20 protein-coding genes are annotated in these 26,732 nt (G+C 69.2%); 6 read left to right on the top strand and 14 right to left on the bottom strand.

Annotation, left to right across the window (positions count from 1 at the left end):
• Positions 1–27 precede the first annotated feature (27 nt).
• The 4 genes from HEP75_RS13530 to HEP75_RS13515 are packed head-to-tail and all read left to right on the top strand — an operon-like array spanning position 28 to position 5,075.
• On the top strand, positions 28–2,295 hold the full coding sequence (locus tag HEP75_RS13530; protein WP_185823877.1) for a hypothetical protein: 2,268 nt from the start codon (positions 28–30) through the stop codon (positions 2,293–2,295).
• Positions 2,292–3,011, top strand: a complete 720-nt coding sequence (locus tag HEP75_RS13525) for a DUF3142 domain-containing protein (protein WP_221899266.1) — start codon at positions 2,292–2,294, stop codon at positions 3,009–3,011. The genes HEP75_RS13530 and HEP75_RS13525 overlap by 4 nt, the downstream gene beginning before the upstream one ends.
• A 46-nt stretch (positions 3,012–3,057) precedes the next feature.
• Positions 3,058–3,966 (top strand): pyridoxal kinase, encoded by a 909-nt coding sequence (pdxY, locus tag HEP75_RS13520; RefSeq protein WP_185823876.1) that lies wholly within the window; start codon positions 3,058–3,060, stop codon positions 3,964–3,966.
• Positions 3,967–3,977: 11 nt separating this feature from the next.
• Positions 3,978–5,075: a prephenate dehydrogenase gene (locus tag HEP75_RS13515; protein WP_255424104.1), complete on the top strand. Its 1,098-nt coding sequence runs from the start codon at positions 3,978–3,980 to the stop codon at positions 5,073–5,075.
• A 626-nt stretch (positions 5,076–5,701) separates the two neighbouring features.
• On the opposite strand, the gene HEP75_RS13510 is transcribed toward HEP75_RS13515, so the two are convergent.
• The 5 genes from HEP75_RS13510 to HEP75_RS13490 all read right to left on the bottom strand — a co-directional run bounded on the left by HEP75_RS13510 (position 5,702) and on the right by HEP75_RS13490 (position 10,282).
• Positions 5,702–5,914 (bottom strand): hypothetical protein, encoded by a 213-nt coding sequence (locus tag HEP75_RS13510; RefSeq protein ID WP_185816178.1) that lies wholly within the window; start codon positions 5,912–5,914, stop codon positions 5,702–5,704.
• Between the two features lie 127 nt (positions 5,915–6,041).
• Positions 6,042–7,808: an ABC transporter transmembrane domain-containing protein gene (locus HEP75_RS13505; protein ID WP_185823874.1), complete on the bottom strand. Its 1,767-nt coding sequence runs from the start codon at positions 7,806–7,808 to the stop codon at positions 6,042–6,044.
• Complete coding sequence (locus HEP75_RS13500) at positions 7,805–8,398, bottom strand: YigZ family protein (protein WP_185823873.1); 594 nt, start codon at positions 8,396–8,398, stop codon at positions 7,805–7,807. Before HEP75_RS13500 ends, HEP75_RS13505 begins: the two co-directional genes overlap by 4 nt.
• A 148-nt stretch (positions 8,399–8,546) precedes the next feature.
• Positions 8,547–9,731, bottom strand: coding sequence for a hypothetical protein (locus HEP75_RS13495; RefSeq protein ID WP_185823872.1), 1,185 nt, complete (start codon positions 9,729–9,731; stop codon positions 8,547–8,549).
• Positions 9,728–10,282, bottom strand: coding sequence for an RNA polymerase sigma factor (locus HEP75_RS13490; protein WP_053841824.1), 555 nt, complete (start codon positions 10,280–10,282; stop codon positions 9,728–9,730). The genes HEP75_RS13495 and HEP75_RS13490 overlap by 4 nt, the downstream gene beginning before the upstream one ends.
• A gap of 214 nt (positions 10,283–10,496) precedes the next feature.
• Here HEP75_RS13490 and HEP75_RS13485 point away from each other — a divergent pair, with 214 nt between their 5' ends.
• Positions 10,497–13,373, top strand: coding sequence for an EAL domain-containing protein (locus HEP75_RS13485; RefSeq protein WP_185823871.1), 2,877 nt, complete (start codon positions 10,497–10,499; stop codon positions 13,371–13,373).
• Between the two features lie 675 nt (positions 13,374–14,048).
• Here HEP75_RS13485 and HEP75_RS13480 read toward each other — a convergent pair.
• The 7 genes from HEP75_RS13480 to HEP75_RS13450 all read right to left on the bottom strand — a co-directional run bounded on the left by HEP75_RS13480 (position 14,049) and on the right by HEP75_RS13450 (position 22,986).
• On the bottom strand, positions 14,049–14,642 hold the full coding sequence (locus tag HEP75_RS13480; RefSeq protein WP_185823870.1) for a TIGR00730 family Rossman fold protein: 594 nt from the start codon (positions 14,640–14,642) through the stop codon (positions 14,049–14,051).
• Positions 14,643–14,676: 34 nt separating this feature from the next.
• Complete coding sequence (locus HEP75_RS13475; protein WP_185816184.1) at positions 14,677–14,865, bottom strand: hypothetical protein; 189 nt, start codon at positions 14,863–14,865, stop codon at positions 14,677–14,679.
• Positions 14,866–14,946: 81 nt separating this feature from the next.
• On the bottom strand, positions 14,947–16,383 hold the full coding sequence (gene lpdA, locus HEP75_RS13470; protein WP_185823869.1) for a dihydrolipoyl dehydrogenase: 1,437 nt from the start codon (positions 16,381–16,383) through the stop codon (positions 14,947–14,949).
• 180 nt (positions 16,384–16,563) lie between these two features.
• A complete protein-coding gene (gene sucB / locus HEP75_RS13465) occupies positions 16,564–17,778 on the bottom strand; it encodes a dihydrolipoyllysine-residue succinyltransferase (RefSeq protein ID WP_179565129.1) in 1,215 nt (404 codons plus the stop codon).
• A 43-nt stretch (positions 17,779–17,821) separates the two neighbouring features.
• Positions 17,822–20,647: a 2-oxoglutarate dehydrogenase E1 component gene (locus tag HEP75_RS13460; protein ID WP_185823868.1), complete on the bottom strand. Its 2,826-nt coding sequence runs from the start codon at positions 20,645–20,647 to the stop codon at positions 17,822–17,824.
• Positions 20,648–20,828: 181 nt separating this feature from the next.
• A complete protein-coding gene (locus HEP75_RS13455; RefSeq protein ID WP_185823867.1) occupies positions 20,829–21,737 on the bottom strand; it encodes a GNAT family N-acetyltransferase in 909 nt (302 codons plus the stop codon).
• Positions 21,738–21,747: 10 nt separating this feature from the next.
• A complete protein-coding gene (locus HEP75_RS13450; protein ID WP_185823866.1) occupies positions 21,748–22,986 on the bottom strand; it encodes a cupin domain-containing protein in 1,239 nt (412 codons plus the stop codon).
• A 238-nt stretch (positions 22,987–23,224) separates the two neighbouring features.
• Here HEP75_RS13450 and HEP75_RS13445 point away from each other — a divergent pair, with 238 nt between their 5' ends.
• Positions 23,225–24,406: an OmpA family protein gene (locus HEP75_RS13445; protein ID WP_185823865.1), complete on the top strand. Its 1,182-nt coding sequence runs from the start codon at positions 23,225–23,227 to the stop codon at positions 24,404–24,406.
• Positions 24,407–24,457: 51 nt separating this feature from the next.
• Here HEP75_RS13445 and HEP75_RS13440 read toward each other — a convergent pair whose 3' ends face one another.
• Positions 24,458–25,096 (bottom strand): DUF3060 domain-containing protein, encoded by a 639-nt coding sequence (locus HEP75_RS13440; RefSeq protein ID WP_185823864.1) that lies wholly within the window; start codon positions 25,094–25,096, stop codon positions 24,458–24,460.
• 70 nt (positions 25,097–25,166) lie between these two features.
• Complete coding sequence (gene purB, locus HEP75_RS13435) at positions 25,167–26,534, bottom strand: adenylosuccinate lyase (protein ID WP_185823863.1); 1,368 nt, start codon at positions 26,532–26,534, stop codon at positions 25,167–25,169.
• Positions 26,535–26,732 lie beyond the last annotated feature (198 nt).

Raw genomic sequence — 26,732 nt, 5'->3', positions numbered from 1 at the left:
CTACGGCGGTGAACGCACCTGCCGGGGGTGAAGTGGTTCTGGGGACCGGATGACCTTTTTATCCTTTCAGCATGGCAGCGCCGGTGCACTGCCGGCGCGGCCGCGCTGGCGCGCATCGCTAGCGTGCGCCCTTTGCGCCGCGTCACCGTCCGTGGCGCGGTCCGGCATGCGAACATGCCGCTACGCCGATCGCGGCGCATCTCGCTTGCAGAGCCCGCCATGGATATCGGCCGTTCCGTTGTTGCCCGCCTTGCCGCGCTGCTGCTGTGCGCTTGCTTTGCCGCACCCGCGCTCGCCAGTTCCGATGCCGGGTGCGAGTCCAGCCTGCTGCTGGATTTCGGCGACTACAGCGGATGCCAGAACACCGTCGCGCTGGCACCGGGCAGCGACACCCGGGTCAACCTGCTGCTGTTGATGCGCGATGGCGCAGCGCCGGCGGTGGCGCCTGCCAGCCCGCTCGAACCGGCGTTCACCTGGGAGGCGGCGGTCCAGGCGCTGCAAGCGCCGGCGACCGATCAGGCCACCGCCGCCGATGGGGTGCTCGATGGCGAGGCGAACCGCTGCAACAGCAATGCACGCGGCGTCAGCGCGTTCAACGACGCGCTGAACGCGAACGCGCGCGTGCCGGCGGCGGAAAAAGCGCACTTGGCCCAGGCGCGGCCGGCGCAGTGTCCGGACCAGCAAATCGCTGCGCCGGACGGCGTGTCGTCGGCCGCAGGCAGGGAATTCGCGCAGTACCTGCAGGCCGCCAGCGCGTTCTACGCCGGCGCCTTCGACGCGTCCGCGCAGGGCTTCGATGCGCTGGCCAAGGCGGCCGACCCCTGGATCAGGGAGACGGCGCGCTACATGTCGGGGCGGGTGGCGCTCAATGCGGCGCAGGTCGATGGCTTCGACGAATACGGCGTGCAGCGCGAGCCGATGCAGTTCGACAAGGCCGCGCTGGCGCGCGCCGAGCAGGCGTTCGCGCAGTACCTGCACGACTATCCGCAGGGGCGCTACGCGGCTTCGGCGCATGGATTGATGCGGCGGCTGTACTGGCTCGGCGGCGACACCGGGAAACTGGTAGCCGAATACGAGCGGCTGCTGCGGCTGCCTGCCGCGCAGCGCGGCCTGTCCGACCCGGAGCTGGCCCAGGAAATCGACAACAAGCTGCTGGGTAGCGTCGATCCTGCGACGCTGACCACGCCGCTGCTGCTGGCGGTGGCCGATCTCAAGGCGATGCGCGGGGGCGATGGCAGCAACGGCCAGGGACTGTCGCTGGACGCGCTGCAGGCGCAGCGGCCGCACTTCGCCGACGAACCGGAGCTGTTCGCGCTGTTGCTGTCCAGCTACCAGTATTACGTGGCCGGGTCGCCGACGCAGGCGCTGCGCCTGCTGGAGACGGGCCAGGGCGGAAGCAGGCGCGGCAGCGTGGCCTTCGCCACGGCCATGCTCAAGGGCTTGGCGCTGGAGGACAGCGGTGCGCCGGAGTTGGCGGCCTACTGGCGGCGCCTGCTCGGCAGCGCCGAGCCTGGGGTGCAGCAACCGCTGGTGCAGCTGGCGCTGGCGCGGCGCCTGGAGCGCGACCGTGCGCTCGACCAGGTGTTCGCCGCGGATTCTCCGATCGTCAACCAGTCCATCCGCGACCAGCTGCTGATCTATGCCGCCGGTGCCGATCTGCTGCGCCGCCACGCGCTGGCGCCGAGCGTGCCGGCGCACGAACGCGAACTGGCCGGCTTCGTGCTGCTGTACAAGGAGCTTTCGCGTGGCCAGTCCAAGGCGTTCCTGCAGGATCGCGTGCTGCTCGCCGACGTCCCGCTCGACAGCAGCGAGCCCCGGCTCGGGCCTTACTGGTTGCCGCAGTCGTCGCCACCGCTGGCGGTGTTCTCCGGCACATTCGAGCAGGGCGAGGATGCATGCCCGGCGATCGAGGCGGTGGCCAAGACCCTGGCCGCTGCCCCCGCCGACGCCCATGCGCAGTTGTGCGTGGCCGAGTTGGTCCGGGTCATGAACTGGGATGACTTGCCGATCAACTGGCAACCGCCGGCCGCCGAGCTTGGCGGAGCGCCTTCGCAATTTCCCGGCGCTGCGTATTTCCGTTTGCCGGTCTACCAACGCGTCATCGATGCTGCGAACGTGCCTGCCAACGACAGGGCCTATGCGCTGTACCGCGCCATCCAGTGCTATGCGCCCAGCGGAAACAACGATTGCGGCGGCAATGACGTGCCGGTGGCCGAGCGCAAGCGTTGGTTCCAGCGCCTGAAACGGGAATTCCCGTCCTCGACCTGGGCGCAGGACCTGAAGTACTACTGGTGAGCGGCGCCATGCGCGTGCGCTGCGCCGTGCTGTTGGCGCTGTGCCTGACGATGGTCGCGGCCAACGCCGCGCCGGTGGAGGCGCGCCGCTACGATGCGTTCTGGTTGTGGGCCGGGGTGCGGCCGCAACCGGTGCTGGCCAACGCGCGCCGCGTGTACCTGCTGCAGGCCGAGGTGCCGCTGGACGCCGACGCGCCGGCAAGATTGGTCGCGCAACGCGCCGCGTTGCCGCAACTGCGCCACTGCCAGGTATGGATGGTGTTGCGGGTGGAGCGCATCGACTGGACGCCGGCATTGTTCGACGCGGTGCTGCTGCAGTTGCAGCGTTGGCGCGCGGCCGGCAACGACGTGGCCGGCCTGCAGATCGATTTCGACGCCGGGACCGGCCACCTCGAGCAGTACGTGGCGTTCCTGCGCACCTTGCGCGGGCGCTTGCCGGCCGACTACCAGCTCGGCATCACCGGCCTGCTGGACTGGAGCGTCAACGGCCGCGCCGAGGCGTTGGCCGGATTGCGCGGCGTGGTCGACGAGGTGGTGCTGCAGATCTACCAGGGACGCGCGGTGATTCCCGACTATCCCGTCTATGTCGCCAGGCTGGGCAGATTGCAGGTGCCGTTCCGCATCGGCCTGCTGCAGGGCGGCGACTGGCAGCCGCCGCAGGGCCTGCGGGACAATCCGTGGTTCCGCGGCTACGTGGTGTTCCTGCGCAACCCCTGAGCGCGCCGGTACTCCGCCGTCGATTGCCGCGGCCTAGAATGTGCGGATGAACGCATCCACTGCCAGCCATCTTCTCCACGGCCGCCGCCAGCGTCCGCACGGGCCTTCGCCGATCGACGTGATCTCGGTGCAGTCGCAACTGGTCTACGGCCATGCCGGCAACAGCGCGGCGGCGGTGCCGCTGCGCGCGCTGGGCCTGCGCGTGGCGGAAATTCCGACCACCTTGCTGAGCAATGCGCCGTTCTACGACACCTTGCGCGGCAAGGTGCTGCCGTCGGACTGGTTCGCCGACCTGCTGCTCGGCGCCAGCGAGCGTGGCCTGCCGCAGCGTGCGCGGATGCTGGTGTCTGGCTATTTCGGCAGCGTCGGCAACGGCACTGCGTTCGCCGACTGGCTCGACGCCACGCTGCCGCAGTGCCCGGCGTTGCGCTATTGCCTGGATCCGGTGATCGGCGATACGCATACCGGCCCCTATGTCGAGCCGGGCCTGGAAGTGGTGTTCGCCGAACGACTGTTGCCGCATGCCTGGCTGGTCACCCCGAACGCGTTCGAACTCGGCCGCCTGACCGGCCTGCCGGCGCTGGCCCAGGACGATGCCATCGCCGCGGCGCGCGTGCTGCTGGCGCGCGGGCCGCAGTGGGTGTTGGCGCACAGCGTCAGTGGCGACGCAGGGCAGCTGGTGACCCTGGCGGTGAGCCGCGAGGCGGTCTACCGCTGGTGCTCGCCGCTGTTGCCGGTGGACGTGGCCGGCACCGGCGACGTGCTGATGGCACTGCTGGTCGCGTTCCTGCTGCGCGGCGACGCGTTCGAACTGGCGATCGGCCGCGCCATCGCCGGCGTGCATGCGGCGCTGGAAGCGACCCTGGCCAGCGGCTACGAGGAACTGGACGTGCTCGCCGCCGCGCCGGCGGCGCTGGCCACGCCGCTGCGCTTCGCCGTGGAGCGCCTGGCGTGAGCCTGCGCCCGGTGGTCGGCATCGTCGGCAGCGCCGGCGCCTATGGCTGCTGGCTGAGCCGATTCTTCCGCGAGCGCATGCAACTGGAGGTGGTCGGCCACGATCCGGCCGATCCGCAGTCGCTGGATCCCGATGCCTTGCTGCAGCGCGCGCAGGTGCTGATCTTCTCCGCGCCGATCCGGCACACGCCGGCGCTGATCGGCGACTACGTGCGCCGCGCCGGCGGGCGCGAACGCGATCAGCTGTGGCTGGACGTGACCTCGGTCAAGCGCGAACCGGTGGCGGCGATGCTGGCCTCGCAGGCGGAGGTGGCAGGGCTGCATCCGATGACCGCGCCGCCGAAGTCGCCCACGCTCAAAGGCCGCGTGCTGGTGGTGTGCGAAGCGCGGTTGTCGCGCTGGAGCGCGTGGCTGCAGCAGCTGTGCACGGCGCTGGAAGCCGAATGCGTGCGCAGCACGCCCGATCACCACGACCAGGTGATGGCACTGGTGCAGGCGATGGTGCACGCCAGCCATCTGGCGCAGGCCGGCGTGTTGCGCGAGCACGCGCCGACGCTGGGGTCGCTGGAGGCGTTGATGCCTTATCGTTCGGCCTCGTTCGAACTGGATACCGCGATCATCGCGCGCATCCTGGCGTTGAATCCGGCGATCTACGAAGACATCCAGTTCGGCAACCCGCATGTCGGCGGCGTGCTCGACGGCTTGATCGCGCAACTGGCGCGGCTGCGCGAGCAGGTCGGTCGCGGCGACGATGCGGCGCGCGCGCAGTTCCGCGCCGATTTCCTCGACGCCAATCGCCAGGCGCTGGGCGATGCGGCGATCGCGCACGGCAACTACAGTTACGAGCGCGTCGGCTATCTGCTCGCGGACCTGACCGAGCAGCTCACGCTCAGCGTCTATCTGCCCGAGGACCGTGCCGGCTCGCTGCGGACCTTGTTGTACGTGTTCGAGCGCCACGGCGTCAGCCTGGCCTCGATCCATTCCTCGCGCACGCCGGCCGGGGAACTGCATTTCCGTATCGGTTTCGATCCGGCCACCGTGGCGACGGCATTGGACGCCGCAGCGGCGGAGATCGACACCAGCGGCATCGGCCGGGTGTTGCCGCGCTAGTCCGACGCAGGCGGGCCACCTGTAGGAGCGGCTTCAGCCGTGACAGGCATTGCCGATCAAGCGATTGGTTGTGGTTGGTGGGCAGCGCGTTGTGCAGCATGTCCGTGTCCAGTAGTTCCGGTCGCGGCTGAAGCCGCTCCTACAAGGGGCAGGGAACATCTGGCTGTCGCAATCCATCGGCTTCGATCCGGCCACCGTGGCGACGGCATTGGACGCCGCGGCAGCGGAGATCGACGCCAGCGGCATCGGCCGGGTGTTGCCGCGCTAGTCCGACGCAGACGGCCAACCTGGAGGAGCGGCTTCAGCCGCGACAGGCATTGCCGATCAAGCGATTGGTTGTGGTTGGTGGGCAGCGCGTTGTGCAGCATGTCCGTGTCCAGGTAGTTCCGGTCGCGGCTGAAGCCGCTCCTACAAGGGGCAGGGAACATACGGTTGCCGCAGCTGCGCTTCATCCACAGGCAGTGTGGATGGAATGCGCGCAAACATGTGGATAAGTGTCTGCGCGCCTTGCTGGGTGGGCGTGTCAAGAGGCTTGGTCAATAATTGACCACTGGTCGTCGCGCGCACCGCACACGGGGCGGACAGATCGCACTGCCGCTCGTCGTCGCTGCGCGGCAGCGCGCGCGTCACACCGCGGTCAGGGTCAGTTCGCCGCCGGTGGTGGTGAACTGCTGGCCGCGGCGGATCAGTTTGCGCCCGTCGGCCAGTTCGTAGCGCAGCGCCGGCGTGGATGGCGCGTCGTGCTGCGCCTGCTGCTGATGCTGGGCTTCGTCCTGGAACTCGGTGATCAGATAGGCCTCGCCGTCGGGGCCGAGGGCGGGCAGTTGGCGAAAGGACATGGCGTGTCTCCTGTCGAAGGCGATTCGTCGAACCGGATTGCGCCGGAAACGCTGCCGGCGCCTTGCGCCGCCGCCGTGGCGTGGGGCGCAGCGGGACCGTAGTCCCGCCGGTGTTAGCGCGGCGTGCTCAGTCGATGAATTGCAGGCGTGCCAGTTCCGCGTACAGGCCGCCTTGCGCCAACAGCTCGGCATGGGTGCCCTGGGCGACGATGCGGCCGTGGTCCATCACCACGATGCGGTCGGCCTTGAGCACCGTCGCCAGGCGGTGCGCGATGACCAGGGTGGTGCGCCCGGCCATCAGCCGTTCCAATGCCTGCTGCACGGCGTATTCGCTCTGCGCATCCAGCGCGCTGGTGGCTTCGTCCAGCAGCAGGATCGGCGCGTCCTTGAGCAGGGCGCGGGCGATGGCGATGCGCTGCTGCTGGCCGCCGGACAGGCGCGCGCCGCGCTCGCCCAGTTCGCTGGCGTAGCCGTCGGGCAACTGGCCGATGAAGGTGTCGGCTTCGGCGGCGCGCGCCGCGGCTTCGATCTCGGCATCGCTGGCCTCGAGCCGGCCGTAGCGGATGTTGTCGGCGGCGCTGGCCGCGAACAGGGTCGGATGCTGCGGCACCAGGCCGATGCCCGCGCGCAGCTGCGCCGGATCCAGCTCGCGCAGGTCGGCGCCGTCCACCCGCACCACGCCCGATTGCGGATCGTGGAAGCGCAGCAGCAGCGACAACACGGTGCTCTTGCCGGCGCCGGAGGGGCCGACCAAGGCCACGCTCTCGCCGGGCCGCACGTGCAGGTCGAAGCCGTCCAGCGCCGGATGGTCGGGGCGCTGCGGATAGCGGAACACCACGTTCTCGAAGCGCACCTCGCCGCGCAGCGGCTGCGGCAGCGCGCGCGGCTGCGCCGGCGCCAGCACCTCGGGGCGTTCGGCGAACAGTTCGGCGATGCGGCCCATGCCGCCGGCCGCGCGTTGCAGGTCGTTCCAGACTTCGGCCAGCGAGGCCACCGAGCCGCCGCCGAACATCGCGTACAGCACGAACTGGCCGAGCGCGCCGGCACTCAATTCGTGGGCCGCCACTTCGTGCGCGCCGGACCACAGCACCAGCACGATCGCGCCGAACACCAGCACGATCGCCACCGCGGTGATCAGCGCCTGCGCGCGCACCCGGCGCCGCGCCACGTCCACCGACAGGGCAAGCGCTTGGCCGAAGCGGCCACGTTCGTAGGGCTCGCGCGCATGCGCCTGCACCGTGCGCACCGCCCCCAGGGTTTCGGCGGCCAGTGTGTTGGCATCGGCGACGCGGTCCTGGCTGGCACGCGAGATCTTCTGCAGGTGGCGCGCGCCGAGCACGATCGGCAACACCGCCAGCGGGATACCGATCAGCGCGTAGGCGGCCAGGTGCGGGCTGGTCACGAACAGCATCACGATGCTGCCGATCGCCGTCACCGTGCTGCGCAGCGCCACCGACATGGTGCTGCCGATCACCCCGCGCAGCAGTTCGCTGTCGGCCGACAGCCGCGACACCAGCTCGCCGCTGCGGGTGCGGTCGTGGAAGCCGGCGTGCAGGCCGATCAGGTGCGCATACAGCCTCCCGCGCAGGTCGGCGACGACTTTCTCGCCCAGCAGCGACACGAAATAGAAGCGCAGCGCGGTGGCGATCCCCAGCACCACCGACAACGCGAACAGCAGCGCGAAGGACTTGTTGATCCTGCTGCCGTCGCTGAAGCCGTGGTCGATCATCTGCCGGATCGCCACCGGCATGCTCAGCGTCGCGCTGGAGGACACCGCCAGCGCCAGCAGCCAGGCGCCGAACAGGCCGCGCTGGCGCTGCACGAACGGCCACAGGGTACGCAGGCTGCCGAGTTTGCGCAGCGACTTGGCCTGGTCGGCCGACGGATCGTTCATGCGGGGGAGGTTTCCGAACAGCGGACCCTGTTCCGAGTGGCGTCGCGCAGCCGCGTTTTCAAGGCGTCGACGCGATCGCTGGGCAGGCGCAGGCGCAGTTCGGCGCCGTCGGCGTCGAAGCGTTCATCGAGTTTTTCGGCGGCGCAGGCGCTCAACGCCGCATGGACGGTGCCCAGATCGTCGAAACCGCAGTGCAGGGTGATCAGGCTCAAGGCCAGCAGCGGCTGCCGCGGCGCAAGCCGCAGGCACTCGGCGGCGCTGCCGCTGTAGGCGCGGACCAGGCCGCCGGCGCCGAGCTTGATGCCGCCGTACCAGCGCGTGACCACCACCGCGACGCGGTCGAAGCCCTGGCCGTCGATCGCCGCCAGGATCGGGCGGCCGGCGGTGCCGGCCGGCTCGCCATCGTCGCTGGAGCGGTAGTCGTCGCCGTGGCGGTAGGCCCAGCAGTTGTGGGTGGCATCGGCCACCGCGACCCGCTGCACGAACGCCAGCGCCGCGCTGGCGTCGGCGATCGGCGCCGCCTGCGCCACAAAGCGGCTGTGCTTGATGTCCACGCTGTGGCTGACGGGGTGGGGAAGCGTATCGGGCATCGGCGCCATTCTAGTCGAGGCGCTGCGGCGAGCTGCGCTCGACTGGGGTTCGGCGGCGCGCCGCGCAGCCGGTTGCCCGCGATGCGCACGACCGCGGCGTCGCGCGCACTGGCGGCGGTGCGCAGCGTCTTCGATGGCGGAAGGCGGGTCAGTCGCCGAGCAGCTCGCGCAGGTCATCGGGGATGCGCGCGTGCGGATGCTCGCGTTGGAAGCGCTGCAGGCTGGCGCGCGCGGCGGCCTGCTCGCCGGCGTCGCGGCGCTCACGGATGCGTGCCAGCCAGCGCCGCGGCGACAGGCGCGCGTCGTTCTGCGCAGCTGCCGCAAGCGCCGGATCGGTGCCGGAGGCGCGCGCGGATGCCGCCAACGGTGCGGTGTCCGCTGCGATCGGCGCAGCCGGCATTGCGGCTGGTGCCGGTGCCGGCGTTGCGCTGAGTTTGCCTTCGACGCGCGCGGCGTATCCCTCCGCTTCCTGTGCCTGTGCGCTTGCCGCGTCGCTGCCGTCGCGTTCGGCGAGGTCTTCGCTGCGTTGTTGCAGCATGCGCCGGTCTTCGCGCTGCATGGCGTTCGCCTCGCGCGTGCGCGCCGCCGGCTTCGCCAGCGCCTGCGGTGCCTGCGCGGGAGGCGTCAGCGCTTTTGCCGGGGCCGGCGGCGCAGGCGGTGCAGGGGGCGAGACCATGGCCGGCGCGGGAGGCGGCGGCGCCACCATCGGTGCCGGCTCGGCCGCAGCGGGGGCGTCCGCGGGTGCTGCCGATGGCGCGGGAATGGCGCGCATCGAGTCGAGGTCGTTCGCTGCCGGCGCCAGCTTCTGCACGGATGCTGGCGGAGGCGGAGGCGGAGGTGGCGGCATGTCGGTGGGCGTGGGTGCCGTGTCGGACGCGACCGCCGCGTCTTCGGCATCGGCCGGCTGGGCGGCAGCGGCTTGCTCGGCCGCCGCATCGGAGGCGGCTGGTGCGGGAGCGACCGCTTCGGGCGCGACCGGCGCGGCCACCGGCGGTGTCGGCGTGCGCAGCTGCCAGGCGATGCCGACGGCCAGCGTCAACGATGCCGCCAGCGCGGTCCAGGCCTGCCAGCGCGCGCGGCGCCGCGGGACCGTGCTGGTACGGGCACGGTCCGCCGGCGCTGGCGCGGTTGCGCTCGCAACGGGTGGCGCCGCTACCGGCTCGGCGGCGACGCTGTGCGACGCCGAGGACGCAACCGGCGCAGGCGCCACCGCGGCGCGCGCCGCAGCCAGGATCGCGGCGTCCAGCGCCGCCGACGGCGCCGCCTGCCGGCCCAGCCGCAGGCGTTCGGCGAGGGCGCGTTCTTCCGGCGTCAGCGGTTCGTCGGCACTCATCCGCCCAGCCTCGCGCGCAATTTGTCCATCGCATAGCGCAGCCGCGACTTGACCGTCTCGCGGCCGACGCCGGTGATCTGTGCGATCTCCTCCAGGCTCAGTTCCTGTTCCAGGCGCAGCAGCAGCACTTCGCGTTGATCCTCCGGCAAGTCGTCGAGCGCCAGTTGCAGTTGGCGCCGCTGTTCGAACGCGGACAGCTGCCGCTCCGGGGTATCCGGATCCGGCACGCTGGCGGTGCGCAGTTCGGCATCGGCCGGCGCGGCCGGGCGGTGCTTGGCCGCGCGCCAGTGGTCGCCGAGCCGATTGTGGGCGATGCGCAGCAGCCAGGTACTGAACGCGGCCTGCGGTTGCCAGCCCTGGCGTGCGGCGATGACCCGCTGCCATACGTCCTGGAACATCTCCTCGGCCAGCGCCACGTCGCGCAGCTGGCGCAGCAGGTAGTGGTAGAGGCGGCCGCGGTGGCGCGCGTACAGGGTTTCGAACGCGCCGGCGTCGCCGGCCGCATAGGCCAGCATCAGGGCTTCGTCGCTCGTTTCGACCAGGGCATCCACGGCGGCAAGCCTAAGCGTTCGCCGGCCCGGCGCATAGCGTGGCGTGAGGGCTGTGGCGGCGGGCAGGGGCGGAATGGCAGCGGGCATCGTAGACAGTGAACGCGCCAGCGGCGCGCATGGGGTCATCGCGCGTGCGCCTGTTCACGTAAAAGGTATGCTGGCGTCTAAGGGGGAGGCGTGGGGCAGGTCCCGCGTCATGCAGGAGTTGTTGTCGATGTTGTTTGAGCCGTCCGCGATCGACCGCCAGGATCACCCCGACGGCCCCGCTTCCATGCAGACCGCGATTGCCTTATGCGGCTTGCTGCCGCCCGGTAGCGATGTGGCCATCGCGTGCGGCGACGGCACCGTCGGCGGGCGCCTGTTCGGCGCCACGCCGGATGCGCCGGCATGGCTGTCGACGCTGGTCCAGCGCTGTCTCGCCGAGACCGTGCCGGCGCCTGCGCACGCCCTGCTGCATGTGCTGAAGACGCCCGACGGCGCCTGCGTGGCCGTGGCCGCCCGGCTGCAGCAGCCGCTGTCCGAGCCGCAGCGCGCCGCCTGGTGCGAGATGGCGGCCGCGTTCGGCCTGGCGCTGCTGGAAGCCGAGAGGATGCGTGCGCGCATCGAGGGCCTGGAGAAGTCCAAGCAGCTGCAGCAGGCCTTGTACGAGATCGCCGACCTGGCCGGTGCGGATCTGGAAATGTGGCAGATGCTGCAGCACGTGCATTCGGTGCTGGACTCGCTGATGTATGCGGAGAACTGCTACATCGTCGAGTACGACGAAGAACAGCAGAGCATGCGTTTCCTGTATTTTTCCGACCGGCACGACGATTTCGTCGCCGATCCGGAACGGCTGTACTACCAACGCGATATGCCCAACAGCCTGACCTTCGCCCTGCTGCGCCACGGCCAGGCGGTGCGCGGGCCGTCGCCGCAGGTGCGCGACCGCCTGCGGGTGGGCTATGACGCCCTGCATGGCCCGGACAGCAAGGACTGGCTGGGCGTGCCGATGCTGCGCGAGGGCCGCGTCTGCGGCGCGATCGTGGTGCAGAACTACGACCGTGCGCTGCACTACACCGATGCCGACCGCGCGCTGCTGGCGTACGTCGCCCAGCACGTGCTGACCGCGATGGACCGGCGTCATGCGCAGGTGCAGCTGGAGCGGCGCGTGCAGTTGCGCACCCAGGAACTGCAGCGCGCCAACCACGACCTGCAGGACGAGATCCAGGAGCGCAAGCGCGCCGAAACCCTGCAACTGGCCCTGTTCCGCATCGCCGAACTGGCGATCCGCTCGGAGAGCCTGCAGCAGTTCTACGCCGAGGTGCATGCCATCGTCGGCGGGCTGATCGATGCGCGCAATCTGTACATCGCGCTGCTGTCCGACGACGCCAAGATGCTGGAATTCGTCTATTCGGTGGACGAGCACAGCCCGCGGCGTCCGCTGCGGCGGCGCGGCAGGGGACTGACCGAGTACGTGATGCGCAAGCGCCGGCCGATGCTGCTGGAACTGGCGGAAATCGAAGCGCTGGTCGCGCAGGGCGAGGTGCAGGAATACGGCACGCGCTCGCACAGCTGGCTGGGCGTGCCGCTGTTCGACGAGGGCGAGGTGGTCGGCGCGATCGTGGTGCAGAGCTATACCACGCAGGTGCGTTTCACCGAATACGACCAGCGCCTGCTGACCTTCGTCGCGCACAACGTCGGCGGCGGCCTGGCGCGGCAGCGCGCGCAGGAACGGCTGCGGCTGGCGCATGCCGAACTGGAGCAGCGGGTGGCCGAGCGCACCCGCGAACTGGCCGAGGTCAACCAGCAGCTGCTGGCGCAGATCGCCGAGCGCTGGCGTGCCGAGCAGCGGCTGACCCATCAGGCGCTGCACGATGCGCTGACCGGCCTGCCGAACCGCTCGCATCTGCTGGATCGGCTCGGCGAAGCGATCAACCGCGCGCGCAACGGCGACGGCATGGCGTTCGCGGTGCTGTTCCTGGACCTGGACCGGTTCAAGCTGGTCAACGACAGCATCGGCCACGCCGCCGGCGACGACATGCTGGTGGAGGTGGCCAAGCGCATCGTCTCCACGCTGCGCAGCGACGATGTGGTCGCGCGCCTGGGCGGCGACGAGTTCGCGATCCTGGTCAGCTGCGAAGAGGGGCTGGAAGGCGTGCGCGAGTTGGCGCAGCGCCTGCTCGGGGTGCTCGGCCAGCCGATGTGGGTGGCCGGCCGCGAGCTGTTTCCGTCCGGCAGCCTGGGCATCGCCGCCTGGCACCCGCGCTATCGCAGCGGCGAGGAGCTGTTGCGCGACGCGGACGCGGCGATGTACCGGGCCAAGGCGCAGACCCAGGATCGCTGCGCGGTGTTCGACGAGGAGATGCGCGAGGCGGCGCTGCGCAGCCTGGACCTGGAGGCGGACCTGCGGCGTGCGATCAAAAGCGGCGACTTCGAGCCGTTCTACCAGCCGATCGTGCGCTTGATCGACGGCGAGGTGGTGGGCCACGAGGCGTTGCTGCGCTGGCGCCACGAGAGCCGCGGACTGCTGGTGCCCAGCCAGTTCATCGATCTGGGCGAGGACAGCGGGCTGATCGAGCAGGTGGACTGGCTGCTGTACGCGCAGGTGATCCAGCGTCTGGCCCGAAGCGGCACCGGCTACGTGTCGGTCAACGTCTCGCCGCGGCATTTCCGTTCGCCGGATTTCACCGATCGGCTGTTCGGCTTGATCGATACCGCTGGTGCGGATCCGCGGCGGTTGCGGGTGGAGATCACGGAGGTGGCGCTGCTCGACGATGCGCCGCGCACGTTGACGATCCTGCAGGCGCTGCGTGATCGCGGGGTGTTGGCGCAGTTGGACGATTTCGGCACGGGGTTTTCGGCGCTGTCGTATCTGCACCGGTTTCCGATTTCGGCGTTGAAGATCGATCAGAGTTTCGTTGCCGGGTTGCATGGGGAAAGCGGTGCGGGGAGCTATGCGCTGGTGCGCAGCATTCTGGCGTTGGCCAGTACGCTTGGCATCGAGACCATTGGCGAAGGCATCGAGACCGAGCAACAGTTGGATACGTTGCGCGAGTTGGGTTGCGACTATGGGCAGGGGTATCTGTTGGGACGGCCTGCGCAGCACGATTGATGGCGAGTGTGCGCGTTGGTTGGCTCGAATAGTTTCGGCATGCGTGTTGAGGCTAATGCGGTGCGGACAGTGCCGATGTCTATCTGTTACTGATGCTTTGCTTCTGCTGCTGTTTAAGGCTTAGATGCGAGCAAAAGCTTTCGCGCTTTGGCGCGAGTCACTTTTCTTTGCTCGCGCAAAGAAAAAGTAACCAAAAGAAAGCGCGCCCTGCCTCGCGCCCTCCGCGCTGCGCGCTCCGGGTCCGCGTCCATGACGGGGATTCGCGGAAGGGGCATCCTGCCCCTGCCGCGAACGGCGCACATCCCTGTGCGCCGCCCTTCGGGTTTTTCCCCGCCATGGCCGCCGCTGCGGAAGGGAACCCGGTAAATCAAAAGCAAGAGCAACAGCAGCAGCGCAGCAACAGCAACAGGAGCAGCAGCAACGGCAGCTGTAGCAACTGGCCTGGCAGAAGCCCCTTGTGGGAGCGACTTCAGTCGCGACGAACGCAGTGGGAAATCTCCAGACTTCATGGCGCACCGACCGGCGCTCCGAAGTCCCTGTAGGAGCGGCTTCAGCCGCGACAGACGTCGTCCGCATGCGGCGGAATGTGCGGCTTCCCGGGACTGAAACCTATGCCGGGGATGCTGGGCGCGTTGCCGCGCGTCCTGGGGTGCAGCTGTTTAAGAGTCGTGGGTTTCAGCGCAGCGCGTTGCGGCGCTTTTCGTCGATCCACTTCGATGCCTGCGCCGGGGTGTAGTCGTGCATCCAGGCCAGCATGGTGTCGATGTCGTTGCCGTACCACAGGTCGGCGCGCTGGTCCGGGTGCAGGAAGCGTTCGGCGACCATGCGGTCGATCATGCCGATCAGCGGGGCGTAGAACTCTTCCACGTCCAGGAACGCGCAGGGCTTGTTGCCGATGCCGAGCTGGCGCCAGGTCAGCATCTCGAAGATCTCTTCCATCGTGCCGAAGCCGCCGGGCAGGGCGATGAAGCCGTCGGACAGGTCGAACATGCGCGATTTGCGCTCGTGCATCGAGCCGACGATTTCCAGTTCGGTCAGGCCGCGGTGCGCCACTTCCCAGTCGGCCAGTTGCTTGGGGATCACCCCGGTGACCTGGCCGCCGGCGGCGAGCACCGCATTGGCCACGGTGCCCATCAAGCCGACGTTGCCGCCGCCGTAGACCAGGCGCAGGCCCTGCTCGGCGATGCGCGTGCCCAGCGCGGTGGCGCGCTCGGCGTAGGCGGGTTTGTTGCCGGCGTTGGAACCGCAATAAACGCAGATCGATTTCATTGAGCTTTTTCCGTCGATGCGACCGAGAGGTCGGTCATTCAGTCGGTGTCCGTTCTTGTTTTTTGGTCTTGGCGCGCAGCAGCCACGACGCGCCGATCGCGACGAACATCGCGCCGCATCCGGCAAAGGCCAGTTGCCTGCCGAACGCGGCGGCGACGAAGAACATCAGGCCGGCGGCGACGAACAGAATGCCGCTGAGGGAGGTGTGGGTTGGAACTGCCATGGCGGGGTTCCTTTACTGGGAAACGAAAGAAGGCTTCGTCGCGAAACGAAGCCTTCTGCAACGACGAGCCACCTAGGTGGCTCAATTGGCCTTGTGGATGGCTCGCTTACTGACCGCCATCGCGGCGTCGTGGATCGCCTCGGACAGGGTCGGATGGGCGTGGCAGATGCGCGCCAGGTCGTCGGCCGAGCCGTTGAACTCCATCGCCAGCACGCCTTCGTGGACCAGTTCGGAGACGCCGACGCCGACCAGGTGCAGGCCGAGCACGCGGTCGGTCTCGGCATGCGCGATGACCTTGACGAAGCCGGCCGGCTCGCCCATCGCCACCGCGCGGCCGATCGCCGCGAACGGGAAGCTGCCGGTCTTGTACGGCACGTCTTCGGCCTTGAGCTGCTGCTCGGTCTTGCCGACCCAGGCGATTTCCGGCTCGGTGTAGATGACCCATGGAATCGTGTCGAAGTTGACGTGGCCAGGCAGGCCGGCGATCAGTTCGGCGACCGCGATGCCTTCCTCGAAGCCCTTGTGCGCCAGCATCGGCCCGCGCACGCAGTCGCCGATCGCCCACACGCCGTCGACGCCGGTGTGGCAATGCGCATCGACCTCGATCTGGCCGCGCTCGTTGACCTTGACCCCGGTGCCTTCGGCCAGCAGGCCCTTGGTCGCGGCACGGCGGCCCACGGCCACCAGCAGCTTGTCCACGGTCAGGCTCTTCTCGCCTTCGCCATCGGTATAGGTGACGACGACTTCCTGCTTCTTGCCCTTGCCGGTGACCTCGGTCTTGGAGACCTTGGCGCCCAGCTTGATGTCCAGGCCCTGCTTCTTGAATTCCTTCAGCGCGGTCTTGGCCACTTCGGCATCGGCCAGGGCCAGGAAGTCCGGCAGCGCCTCGAGGATGGTGACCTCGGCGCCCAGGCGCTTCCACACGCTGCCCAGTTCCAGGCCGATCACGCCGGCGCCGATCACCGCCAGGCGCTTGGGCACTTCGCTGAAATCGAGCGCGCCGACGTTGTCGACGATGGTGGCGCCGTCGAACTTGGCGAACGGCAGTTCGATCGAGTCCGAACCGGCGGCGATGATCACGTTGGTGCCCTTGAGCTCCACCTCGCTGCCGTCGTGTTGCTTGACCTTGACCACGTTGCCCGCCTGCAGCTCGCCGAAGCCGTAGTACGGGGTGATCTTGTTCGCCTTGAACAGCATCGCGATGCCGCCGGTGAACTGTTTGACGATCTTGTCCTTGCGCCCGACCATCGCCTCGACGTCGATCTTGGCGTCCTTGAAGCTGATGCCGTGTTCGCCGAACAGGTGGCCCATGTTCCAGAACTGGCGCGAGGAATCCAGCAGCGCCTTGGATGGAATGCAGCCCACACGCAGGCAGGTGCCGCCCAGCGCCGGTTTGCCGTCCTTGCCCAGGGCCGCGTCGATGCAGGCGACCTTCATGCCCAGCTGTGCGGCACGGATTGCAGCGTGATAACCGGCCGGACCGGCACCGATGACGACGACGTCGAAGTTTTCAGCCATTTCAGATTCCTTTGCCTTTCCCTTCTCCCGCCGGGAGAAGGTGGCGCGTAGCGCCGGATGAGGGTACGGCGGAGCGGAGCGAGCTGCCGGGGTGCTTTGAAGGGTGGGCGCTGGGCGATGTCCAGTGCGGTCGTACCCTCACCCCAACCCCTCTCCCGGTGGGAGAGGGGCTTCAGGCGCTTACAGACCGAACAGCATCCGGCCCGGGTTTTCCAGCTGGTTCTTGATGTCGACCAGGAACTGCACCGAGTCCTTGCCGTCGATGATGCGGTGGTCGTAGGACAGCGCCAGGAACATCATCGGCGCGATCACGACCTGGCCGTTCTCGGCGATCGGGCGCTCCTTGATCGCGTGCATGCCCAGGATCGCGCTCTGCGGCGGGTTGATGATCGGGGTCGACAGCAGCGAGCCGAAGGTGCCGCCGTTGGTCACGGTGAAGGTGCCGCCCTGCAGTTCTTCCAGGCTCAACTTGCCGTCGCGCGCCTTCTTGGCGTAGTCGGCGATGCCCTTCTCGATCTCGGCGAACGACTGCCGCTCGACGTTGCGCAGCACCGGCGTGACCAGGCCCTTCTCGGTCGACACCGCGATCGAGATGTCGCTGTAGCCGTGATAGATGATGTCTTCGCCGTCGATCGAGGCGTTGACCAGCGGGAAGCGCTGCAGCGCGTTGGCGGCGGCCTTGACGAAGAAGCTCATGAAGCCGAGCTTGATGCCGTGGGCCTTCTGGAACTCGTCCTGCAGCTCCTTGCGCGCGGCCGAGACCTTGGCCAGGTTGACCTCGTTGAAGGTGGTCAGCATCGCGGTCGAGTTCTTCGACTGCATCAGGCGCTCGGCGATGCGCTTGCGCACGCGGGTCATCGCCACGCGCTCTTCCGGACGCGCGCCGGCGGCCTTGCCGGCACCGCCGTTCTTGGCGTAGTTGAGGATGTCTTCCTTGGTCACCGCGCCGCGGCGGCCGGTGCCGTCGACCTGCGCCGGATCCACGCCTTCGGTGATCGCCGAGAAACGCGCGCCCGGGGGCAGGCTGGAGACGTCGCCGGCGGCCTTGGCCGACTCGACCTTGGCCGCCTTCGGCGCTTCGGCAGCGGCGGCCTTCGGCGCTTCCGCCTTCGGCGCGTCGGCGACCTTGGCCTCGGCCGGAGCCGCAGCGGCGGTCGCGCCTTCCTCGATGATCGCCAGGATCTGCGAGCTGGTCACGGTGGCGCCGGCCTCGAACTTGATCTCCTTCAGCACGCCGTCGACCGGGGAGGGCACTTCCAATACGACCTTGTCGGTCTCCAGGTCCACCAGGTTCTCGTCGCGCTTGACCGCGTCGCCGGCTTTCTTGTGCCAGCTGGCGATGGTGGCATCGGATACGGATTCGGGCAGTACCGGAACTTTGACTTCGGTGGCCATTGCAGAGGGCGTCCTAGTGGGTCTTTTGGAAGGGGAAGGAGGTTTATTCAGCGACTTGGTCGTTGAACGGATTCAATAGCGCGTCGGCGACCAGCTTCAGCTGCTCTTCCAGGTGCTCGGCGAAATGGCCGGCAGCGGGAGACGGCGAGCGCGGGCGGCCGGCGTAATGCAGGCTCTGCCCGTCGGCCAGGCAGGCCTGCAGGTGGTGCTTGATCTGGTACCAGGCGCCCTGGTTCTGCGGTTCTTCCTGGCACCAGACCAGGTCGGTGGCGTTGCTGTAGCGCTTCAGCTCCGCGGCCAGCAGCTCGCGCGGGAACGGGTACAGCTGCTCCACGCGCAGGATGGCGACGTCGTCCTGGCCGCGCTTGGTCTGGTCCTCGAGCAGGTCGTAGTAGACCTTGCCCGAGCAGGCCACGACGCGCTTGACCTGCTTCGGATCGGCCTTCGCATCCGGGATCAGGTGCTGGAACTCGCCGTCGGCCAGTTCCTCCAGCGTCGACACCGCCAGCTTGTGGCGCAGCAGCGACTTGGGCGTCATCACCACCAGCGGCTTGCGCGTGGTCATGCGCATCTGCCGGCGGATCATGTGGAAGCACTGCGCCGGCGTGGTCGGCACGCAGACCAGCATGTTCTCCAGCGCGCATAGCTGCAGGAAGCGCTCCAGGCGCGCGGAGCTGTGCTCCGGGCCTTGCCCTTCGTAGCCATGCGGCAGGAACAGCGACAGCCCGCTGATGCGGCCCCACTTGGCTTCGCCGGCGGCGATGAACTGGTCGATCACCACCTGCGCGCCGTTGGCGAAATCGCCGAACTGCGCTTCCCAGATGCACAGCGCATTGGGATCGGTGGTCGAGTAGCCGTACTCGAAGCCCATCACCGCTTCCTCGCTGAGCAGCGAGTCGATCACGGTGGCGTCTTCCGGGTTCTCGACCAGCTGGCGCAGCGGCAGGTAATAGCTGTCGGTCTTCTGGTCGTGCAGGATCGCGTGACGGTGGAAGAACGTGCCGCGGCCGGCGTCCTGGCCGACCAGGCGCAGCTTGTGGCCCTCGCCGAGCAGGGTGGCGTAGGCCAGGTTCTCGGCGAAGCCCCAGTCGCCCGGCAGGTCGCCTGCGGCCATCTTCACGCGGTCGTCGTAGATCTTGGCCACGCGCGGATGCAGTTCCACGCCGGCCGGGATCGTGGTGATGATCTTGGCCAGCTGGTCCAGGGTCTTGCGCTTGACCGTGGTATCCACCTTGTCGGCGAGCTTGCCGGACAGGTAGTTGCTCCAGTCGATGGCGAATTCGTCCGGCTTGCGGGTCGCCAGCTCGGTGGTGTATTCGCCCGAATCGAGCTTGTTGCGGTAGCTGTCGACCAGCGCCTGCGCCTGGCCGGCCTGGATCACGCCTTCGCTTTCCAGCTGCGCGGCGTACAGCTCGCGGGTGGTCTTGTGCTTGCGGATGGTCTGGTACATCACCGGCTGCGTCGCCGCCGGCTCGTCGGCCTCGTTGTGGCCCCAGCGGCGGTAGCAGACCAGGTCGATGACCACGTCCTTCTTGAACTGCTGGCGGAAGTCGTAGGCCAGGTTGGCCACGAACGCCACCGCGTCAGGATCGTCGCCGTTCACATGGAACACCGGCGCGCCGATCATCTTCGCCACGTCGGTGCAGTACAGCGTGGAGCGGGCGTCGTCGCGGGCGCTGGTGGTGAAGCCGATCTGGTTGTTGATGACGATGTGCACGGTGCCGCCGACCGCGAAGCCGCGCGCCTGCGACATCTGGAACAGCTCCATCACCACGCCCTGGCCGGCGAACGCGGCGTCGCCGTGGATCACCACCGGCAGCACCGTCTTGCGCGCGGCGTCGCCGTAGCGCTCCTGGCGCGAACGCACGCTGCCGACCACGACCGGGTCGACGATTTCCAGGTGCGAGGGATTGAACGCCAGCGCCAGGTGCACCGAATTGCCGTCGGCCACCGCCACATCGGCGGAGAAGCCCATGTGGTACTTGACGTCGCCGGTGTGGGCGCGGTCGTCGTGGGCGTGCTCGAACTTGCCTTCGAATTCGTCGAACAGCTTGCGCGGGTTCTTGCCCAGGGTGTTGACCAGCACGTTGAGGCGGCCGCGGTGGGCCATGCCGACCACGATGTCCTTGACCGCATCGGCGCCGGCGCGGCGTACCACCACGTCCATCATCGGGATCAGCGCATCGCCGCCTTCCAGCGAGAAGCGCTTCTGGCCGACGTACTTGGTGTGCAGGTAGCGCTCCAGGCCTTCGGCGGCGGTGATCCGCTCCAGCGTGCGGCGACGGCTGTCGGCGTCGCCGGCGATGTTGCCGCCGGCGTTCTCCAGCCGCTGGTAGATCCACTGGCGCTGCTCGAATTCGGGGATGTGCATGAATTCGCTGCCGATCGACCCGGTGTAGGTCGCCTTCAGCCGCGCCAGCAGGTCGCGCAGCTTCATCCGCGGCTGGCCGCCGAGGCCGCCGGTGCTGAACTCGCTGCCCAGGTCGCTTTCCGACAGGCTGTGGAACGGCAGGCCCAGGTCCGGCGGATTGATCGGCGGGGTCAGCCCCAGCGGATCGAGCCGGGCGCCGAGGTGGCCGCGCGAACGGTAGGCGGTGATCAGCCGGCCGACATGGCGCTCGCGCTCGTCGCCGCCGGGGCTGGTGCCGCTGTTGGCGGCCTGGCGCGCTGCGCTGGCGATGTGCGCGATGACCGCGGAGTGGGGAACGTCACCGGCATCGCGGCCCTGGAAGCCGTCGAAGTAGGTCTTCCACTTGGGGTCGATGCTGTCGGGAGAGACCAGGTACTGCTCGTACAGGTCTTCGATATAGGCGGCATTGCCGCCGGCGAGTTGCGATGACTGCGCAAACTGCTTTAGGAGATTGTCCACGATGGTGGGGTCGGGTCGCTTTGTGGGTTGGCTTGCGGTTGGAACCGGCGGACGCGTGGCCTGCGCGGGCGTAATCAAGCGAAAAAATTATACCCCCATGCGCAAGCCGGGGTGTGCATTTCGGATACACAGAGGCTACGCGGGGTTCATTCGTCGCGCCATCGGCAGCGGCCGTGCGACGCTACCAGCCCAGCGCGCGCAGCTCGCTGCAGTCGCGCGAACGCTCCCAGACCCGCGCGAACGCCTCGCGCAGCTGGCGCGCGCGGCCGCCGCCGAGCAGGTCGGTCTCGCCGTCGTAACGGTGACCCAGCGCACGGAAGTAGTAGCCGCCACCGTCGTTGACCAGGTACGCGGCGGCGTAGCCCTGGTCCACCGGGTCGACCACTTCGCGGAAGCGGAACACGCTGGGCAGGCGTTGCGCCAGGGCCAGCAGCGGCGCGGCGGCGCGTTGCGGGGCGGCCGCGTCGTGCAGCAGCACGCGCACCTGCTTGTCGTGCGTGGCCACCGCGAAGCGGCGCAGTTGCTCGAGCAGCGGCGCGCTGTCCAGCAGGCCCGGATCCAGCGCACGGCTGTAGATCAGCAACTGGCGCCGCGCCTGCGCGATCACCGCGGCGCTGGCCGCGATCGCCACGGCCGCATCCTCCACCGCGGCGGCGGCGCCGAGCACGCGCCGCATCGGTTGCCGTTCGCCGCCGCCATGGGCGTCGGCGCTGCGCGCGCCGAGCGGCAGGAAGCCATTCCGCGCGTAGAAATCGAGCGCGGCCGGCGGCGCCAGCAGGTCCAGGCGCGGCCAGCGCCGGCGCTGCGCTTCTTCGATCAACGCGGCCAGCAGCGCGCTGCCGACGCCGCGACCGCGCCAGGCCGGCAGCACCGCCATGCCGTCGATGCGCTGCTCGGGGCTCAGCCGCGCGCTGCCGAGCGGCTGGCCGTCGTCGGCGCGCGCCAGCACGTGGTGGCTCAGCGCATTCAGGGCCTGGCCGGCCGCGTCCGCAGGCGTCGGCACGCCGGCCTGTTCGCGCAGCGCGCGCAGTTCGCCGGCCTGGCGGGCCGGGTCGAGCGTTTCGATGCGGAAGCCTGGGGCGGCGGGCATGGCGGGCGGCTCAGTCCTGCGCGTCGGCATCCTCGTCGCCGTGCTCGGCCTCGTCCAGCGGCTGATAGAAGCCGGCTTCGACCAGCTGCAGCAGGGTTTCGCGGCCGGCGGCGGACAGCGCCGCGTAGTCGCTGCCTTCGAAGTGCTCGGCCGCGGCCAGGCGCCGCGCGTCCTTGATCGGCAGGGCGAATTCCAGGCCGCTGCAGAACAGGGTGGCGCCGCGCGTGGCCCGGCGCCAGGCCGGCCGCGCCCACGGGTGGCGCTGCAGGATCAGGCCCTGTTCCAGCGCCGCGGCCACTTCCTGCGGCGCCGGCGGGTTGGCCGGCGGCAGGATCTCGCCGGCGGCGCGATAGGTGGTGATGAAGCGGCCGAACCAGGCGCCGAGGCGGTCGGGATCGTTCATGCGCAGCGCGTTCAGCGCCTCGACCACGCGGCCCATCGCCGCCGCATCGATCTCGTACGGATCGGCCGGCACCTGCAGGTCCTCGTCGTGATAGCGCAGCGCCTCGTCGGCGCCGTCGATCAGGGTGTCCAGGTAGTCGCCGATCAGTTCGGCCGAGGACGGCGCGCGCGTGCCCACGGAGAAGGTCAGGCAGGCGTTTTCGGCGACGCCGTGGTGCGGCACCAGCGGCGGCAGGTACAGCATGTCGCCGGGACCGAGCACCCACTCGTGGGTGGGGCTGAAGCTGCGCAGCAGCTTCAGCTCGACGTCCTCGCGGAAGTCGGTCGGCGGCGCCGTGCGGCCCATCGAGGCGCTGGCGTCGATCTGCCAGCGGCGGTGGCCGTGCGCCTGCAGCAGGAACACGTCGTAGTGGTCCACGTGCGCGCCGACCGAGCCGCCGGGCGCGGCGAAGCTGACCATCACGTCGTCCACGCGCCAGCGCGGCAGGAAGCGGAACTGCTCGAGCAGGGCACGGATGTCCGGGTCCCATTTGTCGACGTCCTGCACCAGCAGGGTCCAGTCGTGGTCGGGCATGCCGGGGAATTCGCTTTCCTGGAACGGCCCGCTGCGCACGCTCCAGCGGTCGTTTGCGCGGTCGTGCACGATCAGCCGCGACAGCGCGGCCTCTTCACAGGCCAGGCCGGCCAGGTCGCCCGGTTCGATCGGCGAGACGAAGCCGGGGAAGGCGTTGCGGATCAGCAGCGGGCGCTTGTGCCAGTAGTCGCGCAGGAAGCGCGCGGCGGGCATGCCCAGCGGCTGTTGCCGGGTGGCGTCGATTTCGATCGGGAACGGGGCGGATTTCTTCATGGGCAGGCAGTCCGGCAGGGGCGAGGCCGACGTGGAGGCCGGCGATGGCCGCCATTGTCGCCCAGCCCGCCGCACGCTGCGTTGTCCGTGCGCATGGCGGCGACTCCGGCGGCGTGCTTGCGGGCACGGCGGGCCGCCGTGCCCGTGCCGTTGCAGTTCGCGCGCCGGTGCGGCGCCGGTTTGACAAGCGGCCTGCGCGCAGGCTGAAGTGCGCGCCTCAGGACCAGGAGGGAAGGGAATGCGTTCACTGCCGATCTTGCTGTCGTCGTTGTTGTTGGCCGGGTGCGGGGCTGCGGACAAGCCGGGTACGCCGTCCGCGCCGGCAGCTGCCGCGGCCAAGGCCTCCGCCACGCCCGATACCACGGTCGCCGCTGCGGCGGCGGTGCCGGAGTTCCCTGCCATTCCGCTGATCGTGGTCCCGGAAATCCTCGGGGTGACGCCTGCGCAGCGTGCGCTGGAAGCCTCGATGAAGGGCGCGCTGGATCCGATCCAGGGCGTCAGCATCGCGCCGGCGCGCTGCGCTAGCGACGGCGTGCTGGTCAACGATGCCGGCATCACCGGCGTCGATGCGCAGGGCAATCTGCTGCGCAACGGCGAGGACGGCCTGTTCAAGATCAACGCCGACGGCAGCGGCACGGCCAATTTCGAGGGCGGCCTGGTGCAGGTCAACGCCGACGGCAGCGGCACCATCAACGGCACCGTCGGCGACGGCGAGGACGCGATCGTGCGGGTGCAGGCGGATGGATCGGGCAGCTACAACGGCCTGGCCGGGCTGATCACGCTGGACGGCAGGGGCGCAGGCACCTGGAACGGCGGCAGCGGCCTGATCCAGAACAATGGCGACGGCAGCGGCACCTGGAACGGACCCGAAGGCCTGGTGACCATCAATGCCGACGGTTCCGGCACCTGGAACGGTGAGCACGAAATGATCCGCAACAACGGCGACGGCACCGGCATGATCGGCACGCCCGGGCGCAAGGTGGCGATGGCGCCGCTGCCCAAGGTGCCACCGGCCGGGCGCTTCCCGCCGCTGCGCAAGTTCGCGCCGCCCGGCGCGCCATGCGGCTATCTGATCACCTTGAACGATCGGGTCCTGTTCGACTTCGACAAGTCGCAGATCCGCGCCGATGCCGCAAAGGTGCTCGACACGCTGGCGACCGCGCTCGGCACCGTGCAGGCGCGCGATCTGGAAGTGGGCGGGCATACCGACGGCAAAGGCGGCGACGATTACAACCAGGCCTTGTCCGAACGCCGTGCCGCGGCGGTGCTCGAGGCGCTGCGGGCGCGCGGACTGGTGCTGAAGGCGTCCGCCAAGGGCTACGGCGAATCGCGTCCGGTGGCGCCGAACCAGTTGCAGGGCCAGGACAATCCCGCAGGACGGCAGTTGAACCGGCGCGTGGAGATCTTCGTCAGAACCTGAGCGCGCTGCGCGGTCCGGCCGCGGGCGGCCGGCCGCGTGGCGTCGGCACGCTCAGTTGCCGGCGATCTGATTGTCGCGGCCGTAGTCCTGGACTTGCGCCGTGCCGGTTTGCTGGGTGAGCTGGTTCTTGCTGCCGTGCAGGGTCGCAGAGCCGATGGCGACCGCGCGCAGCTGGTTTTCGTCGCCCGGCACCGCCAGCGTCTCGATGCGGCCCATCTGCAGGTTGCCGTGGCGGCCGAACAGCTCGACATTCTTGGCGTCGCTGCGCATGACCACCTGCGCGTTGTCGCCGACCACGCGCACGCCTTCGGCATGCTCGATCTGCAAGGTGCCGTTCGCGCCCAGCAACGCGATCATGCCGCACTGTCCGCGCAGCACGAGCCTGGCATCGCGGCCGGTGATGTCCACGTTGTGGCCGTCGCAGTCGATCGTGCCGCTGGTCGAGGTCACCATCAGCGTCGGGCGTTCGCCGTCCGGCTGGCCGCTGGCCTGCGCGTCGCTCGTCGCCTGTGCCGACATGCTGGGGACTGCAGGCACCGGCGCGATCGATGCCGCGGCCGTCGTGGCGGCGGCAGGCGCGGCCGCTGCAGGTGTGGTTGCAACGGCGGCATCGGTGCCGGAGGGTGAGGGCTGCTGTGTGCAGGCTGCCAACGCCAGCAGCGGCAGGCAGAGAAACAGATTCCGTGTCATCGCATATCTCCTTGTCGGGGTTCGAAGGCGGTGTTGCCGCGCCGGCGAGGGGGCGACCGGCGCGTCTGGCTCAGATCGCGCGCGCCAGGCGCTCGGCCAGGCCGATGTAGCCGCCTGGGGTCAGCGCCCGCAGGCGTTGCTTGGCGTCCTCCGGCAGTTCCAGGGTTTCGACGAAGGCCTGCATCGAGGCGGCGGTGATGCCCTGGCCGCGGGTCAGCGCCTTGAGCTGCTCGTAGGGGTTGGGCAGGCCGTGGCGGCGCATCACCGTCTGCACGGCTTCGGCCAGCACTTCCCAGGCGGCGTCGAGGTCGCCGTCCAGGCGTTCGGGATTGACGGTCAGCTTGCCCAGGCCCTTGGCCAGCGAATCCAGCGCCACCTGGCTGTGGCCGAACGCGGTACCGAGCGCGCGCAGCACGGTGGAGTCGGTGAGGTCGCGCTGCCAGCGGCTGATCGGCAGCTTGGCGCTGAAGTGCTCGAACAGCGCATTGGCGATGCCGAAGTTGCCTTCGGCGTTCTCGAAGTCGATCGGGTTGACCTTGTGCGGCATGGTCGAAGAGCCGACTTCGCCTTCCTTGAGCTTCTGCTTGAAGTAGCCCAGCGAGATGTAGCCCCAGATGTCGCGGGCCAGGTCGATCAGGATGGTGTTGGCACGGCGGGTGGCATCGCCGAGTTCGGCGACGTTGTCGTGCGGCTCGATCTGGGTGGTGTAGGGGTTGAACACCAGGCCCAGGCCTTCCACGAAGCGCTGCGCGAAGGCCGGCCAGTCCACGTCCGGATAGCTGGCCACGTGCGCGTTGTAGTTGCCGACCGCGCCGTTGATCTTGCCGGTCAGCTCGACCGCGGCGATCTGCCGGCGCTGGCGTTCCAGGCGCGCGACGACGTTGGCGATCTCCTTGCCCAGCGTGGTCGGCGAGGCGGTCTGGCCGTGGGTGCGTGACAGCATCGGCTGCGCGGCCTGGGCATGGGCCAGCGCACGCAGGGTGGCGGCGACGCCGTCCAGCGTCGGCAGCAACACCTCGCGCCGCGCCTGCTCCAGCATCAGCCCGTAGCTGAGGTTGTTGATGTCCTCGCTGGTGCAGGCGAAATGCACGAATTCCAGCGCCGGGCCGAGTTCGGCGTCTTCCTTCAGCTGCTCCTTGATGAAGTACTCCACCGCCTTGACATCGTGGTTGGTGGTGCGCTCGATCTGCTTGACCCGCGCCGCGTGCTCGACGCCGAAGCCGTCGGCCAGCGCACGCAGCCGCTGCGTGGCGGCCGCCGAGAACGCGGGCAGCTCGGCGATGCCCGGCTCGGCGCCCAGCGCCAGCAGCCATTCGATTTCCACCTTCACCCGGGCCTTGATCAGGCCGTATTCGGAGAAGATCGGCCGCAGGGCATCGACCTTGCCGGCATAGCGGCCATCGAGCGGGGACAGGGCGAGCAGGGCGGAATCCGACATGGGCAGGGGCAGGGCGGCAGCGGTGGGGCGCATATTCTACGCCGGCCGCGCACTGGCCATGCCGTGCCGACGGCCGCAGCACATCGGCGAGCAGGCGGACGCTCGCGGGCACGACCGCCGCGGCGGACCGACGTCCTGTTCCGCGACGTGTGTGCGCTGGCGCATGACAAATGCGTGTTGCTAAAATGCGCGGCTGTA

This window comes from Xanthomonas sp. SI (assembly GCF_014236855.1).
In the GTDB taxonomy this organism is placed as follows: Bacteria; Pseudomonadota; Gammaproteobacteria; order Xanthomonadales; family Xanthomonadaceae; genus Xanthomonas_A.
The sequence above is the reverse complement of the archived record's forward strand: the minus strand, read 5'-3'. Positions and strand labels throughout refer to the sequence as shown.

Bases quoted from the DNA above. Each gene is read 5' to 3' on its own strand.
- HEP75_RS13500 (WP_185823873.1), bottom strand. From the start codon at position 8,398: ATGCCCGATACGCTTCCCCACCCCGTCAGCCACAGCGTGGACATCAAG.
- HEP75_RS13445 (WP_185823865.1), top strand. From the start codon at position 23,225: ATGCGTTCACTGCCGATCTTGCTGTCGTCGTTGTTGTTGGCCGGGTGC.
- HEP75_RS13505 (WP_185823874.1), bottom strand. From the start codon at position 7,808: ATGAACGATCCGTCGGCCGACCAGGCCAAGTCGCTGCGCAAACTCGGC.
- HEP75_RS13510 (WP_185816178.1), bottom strand. From the start codon at position 5,914: ATGTCCTTTCGCCAACTGCCCGCCCTCGGCCCCGACGGCGAGGCCTAT.
- HEP75_RS13480 (WP_185823870.1), bottom strand. From the start codon at position 14,642: ATGAAATCGATCTGCGTTTATTGCGGTTCCAACGCCGGCAACAAACCC.
- HEP75_RS13450 (WP_185823866.1), bottom strand. From the start codon at position 22,986: ATGAAGAAATCCGCCCCGTTCCCGATCGAAATCGACGCCACCCGGCAA.
- HEP75_RS13455 (WP_185823867.1), bottom strand. From the start codon at position 21,737: ATGCCCGCCGCCCCAGGCTTCCGCATCGAAACGCTCGACCCGGCCCGC.
- lpdA (WP_185823869.1), bottom strand. From the start codon at position 16,383: ATGGCTGAAAACTTCGACGTCGTCGTCATCGGTGCCGGTCCGGCCGGT.
- HEP75_RS13440 (WP_185823864.1), bottom strand. From the start codon at position 25,096: ATGACACGGAATCTGTTTCTCTGCCTGCCGCTGCTGGCGTTGGCAGCC.
- purB (WP_185823863.1), bottom strand. From the start codon at position 26,534: ATGTCGGATTCCGCCCTGCTCGCCCTGTCCCCGCTCGATGGCCGCTAT.
- sucB (WP_179565129.1), bottom strand. From the start codon at position 17,778: ATGGCCACCGAAGTCAAAGTTCCGGTACTGCCCGAATCCGTATCCGAT.
- HEP75_RS13495 (WP_185823872.1), bottom strand. From the start codon at position 9,731: ATGAGTGCCGACGAACCGCTGACGCCGGAAGAACGCGCCCTCGCCGAA.
- pdxY (WP_185823876.1), top strand. From the start codon at position 3,058: ATGAACGCATCCACTGCCAGCCATCTTCTCCACGGCCGCCGCCAGCGT.
- HEP75_RS13475 (WP_185816184.1), bottom strand. From the start codon at position 14,865: ATGGCAGTTCCAACCCACACCTCCCTCAGCGGCATTCTGTTCGTCGCC.
- HEP75_RS13485 (WP_185823871.1), top strand. From the start codon at position 10,497: ATGTTGTTTGAGCCGTCCGCGATCGACCGCCAGGATCACCCCGACGGC.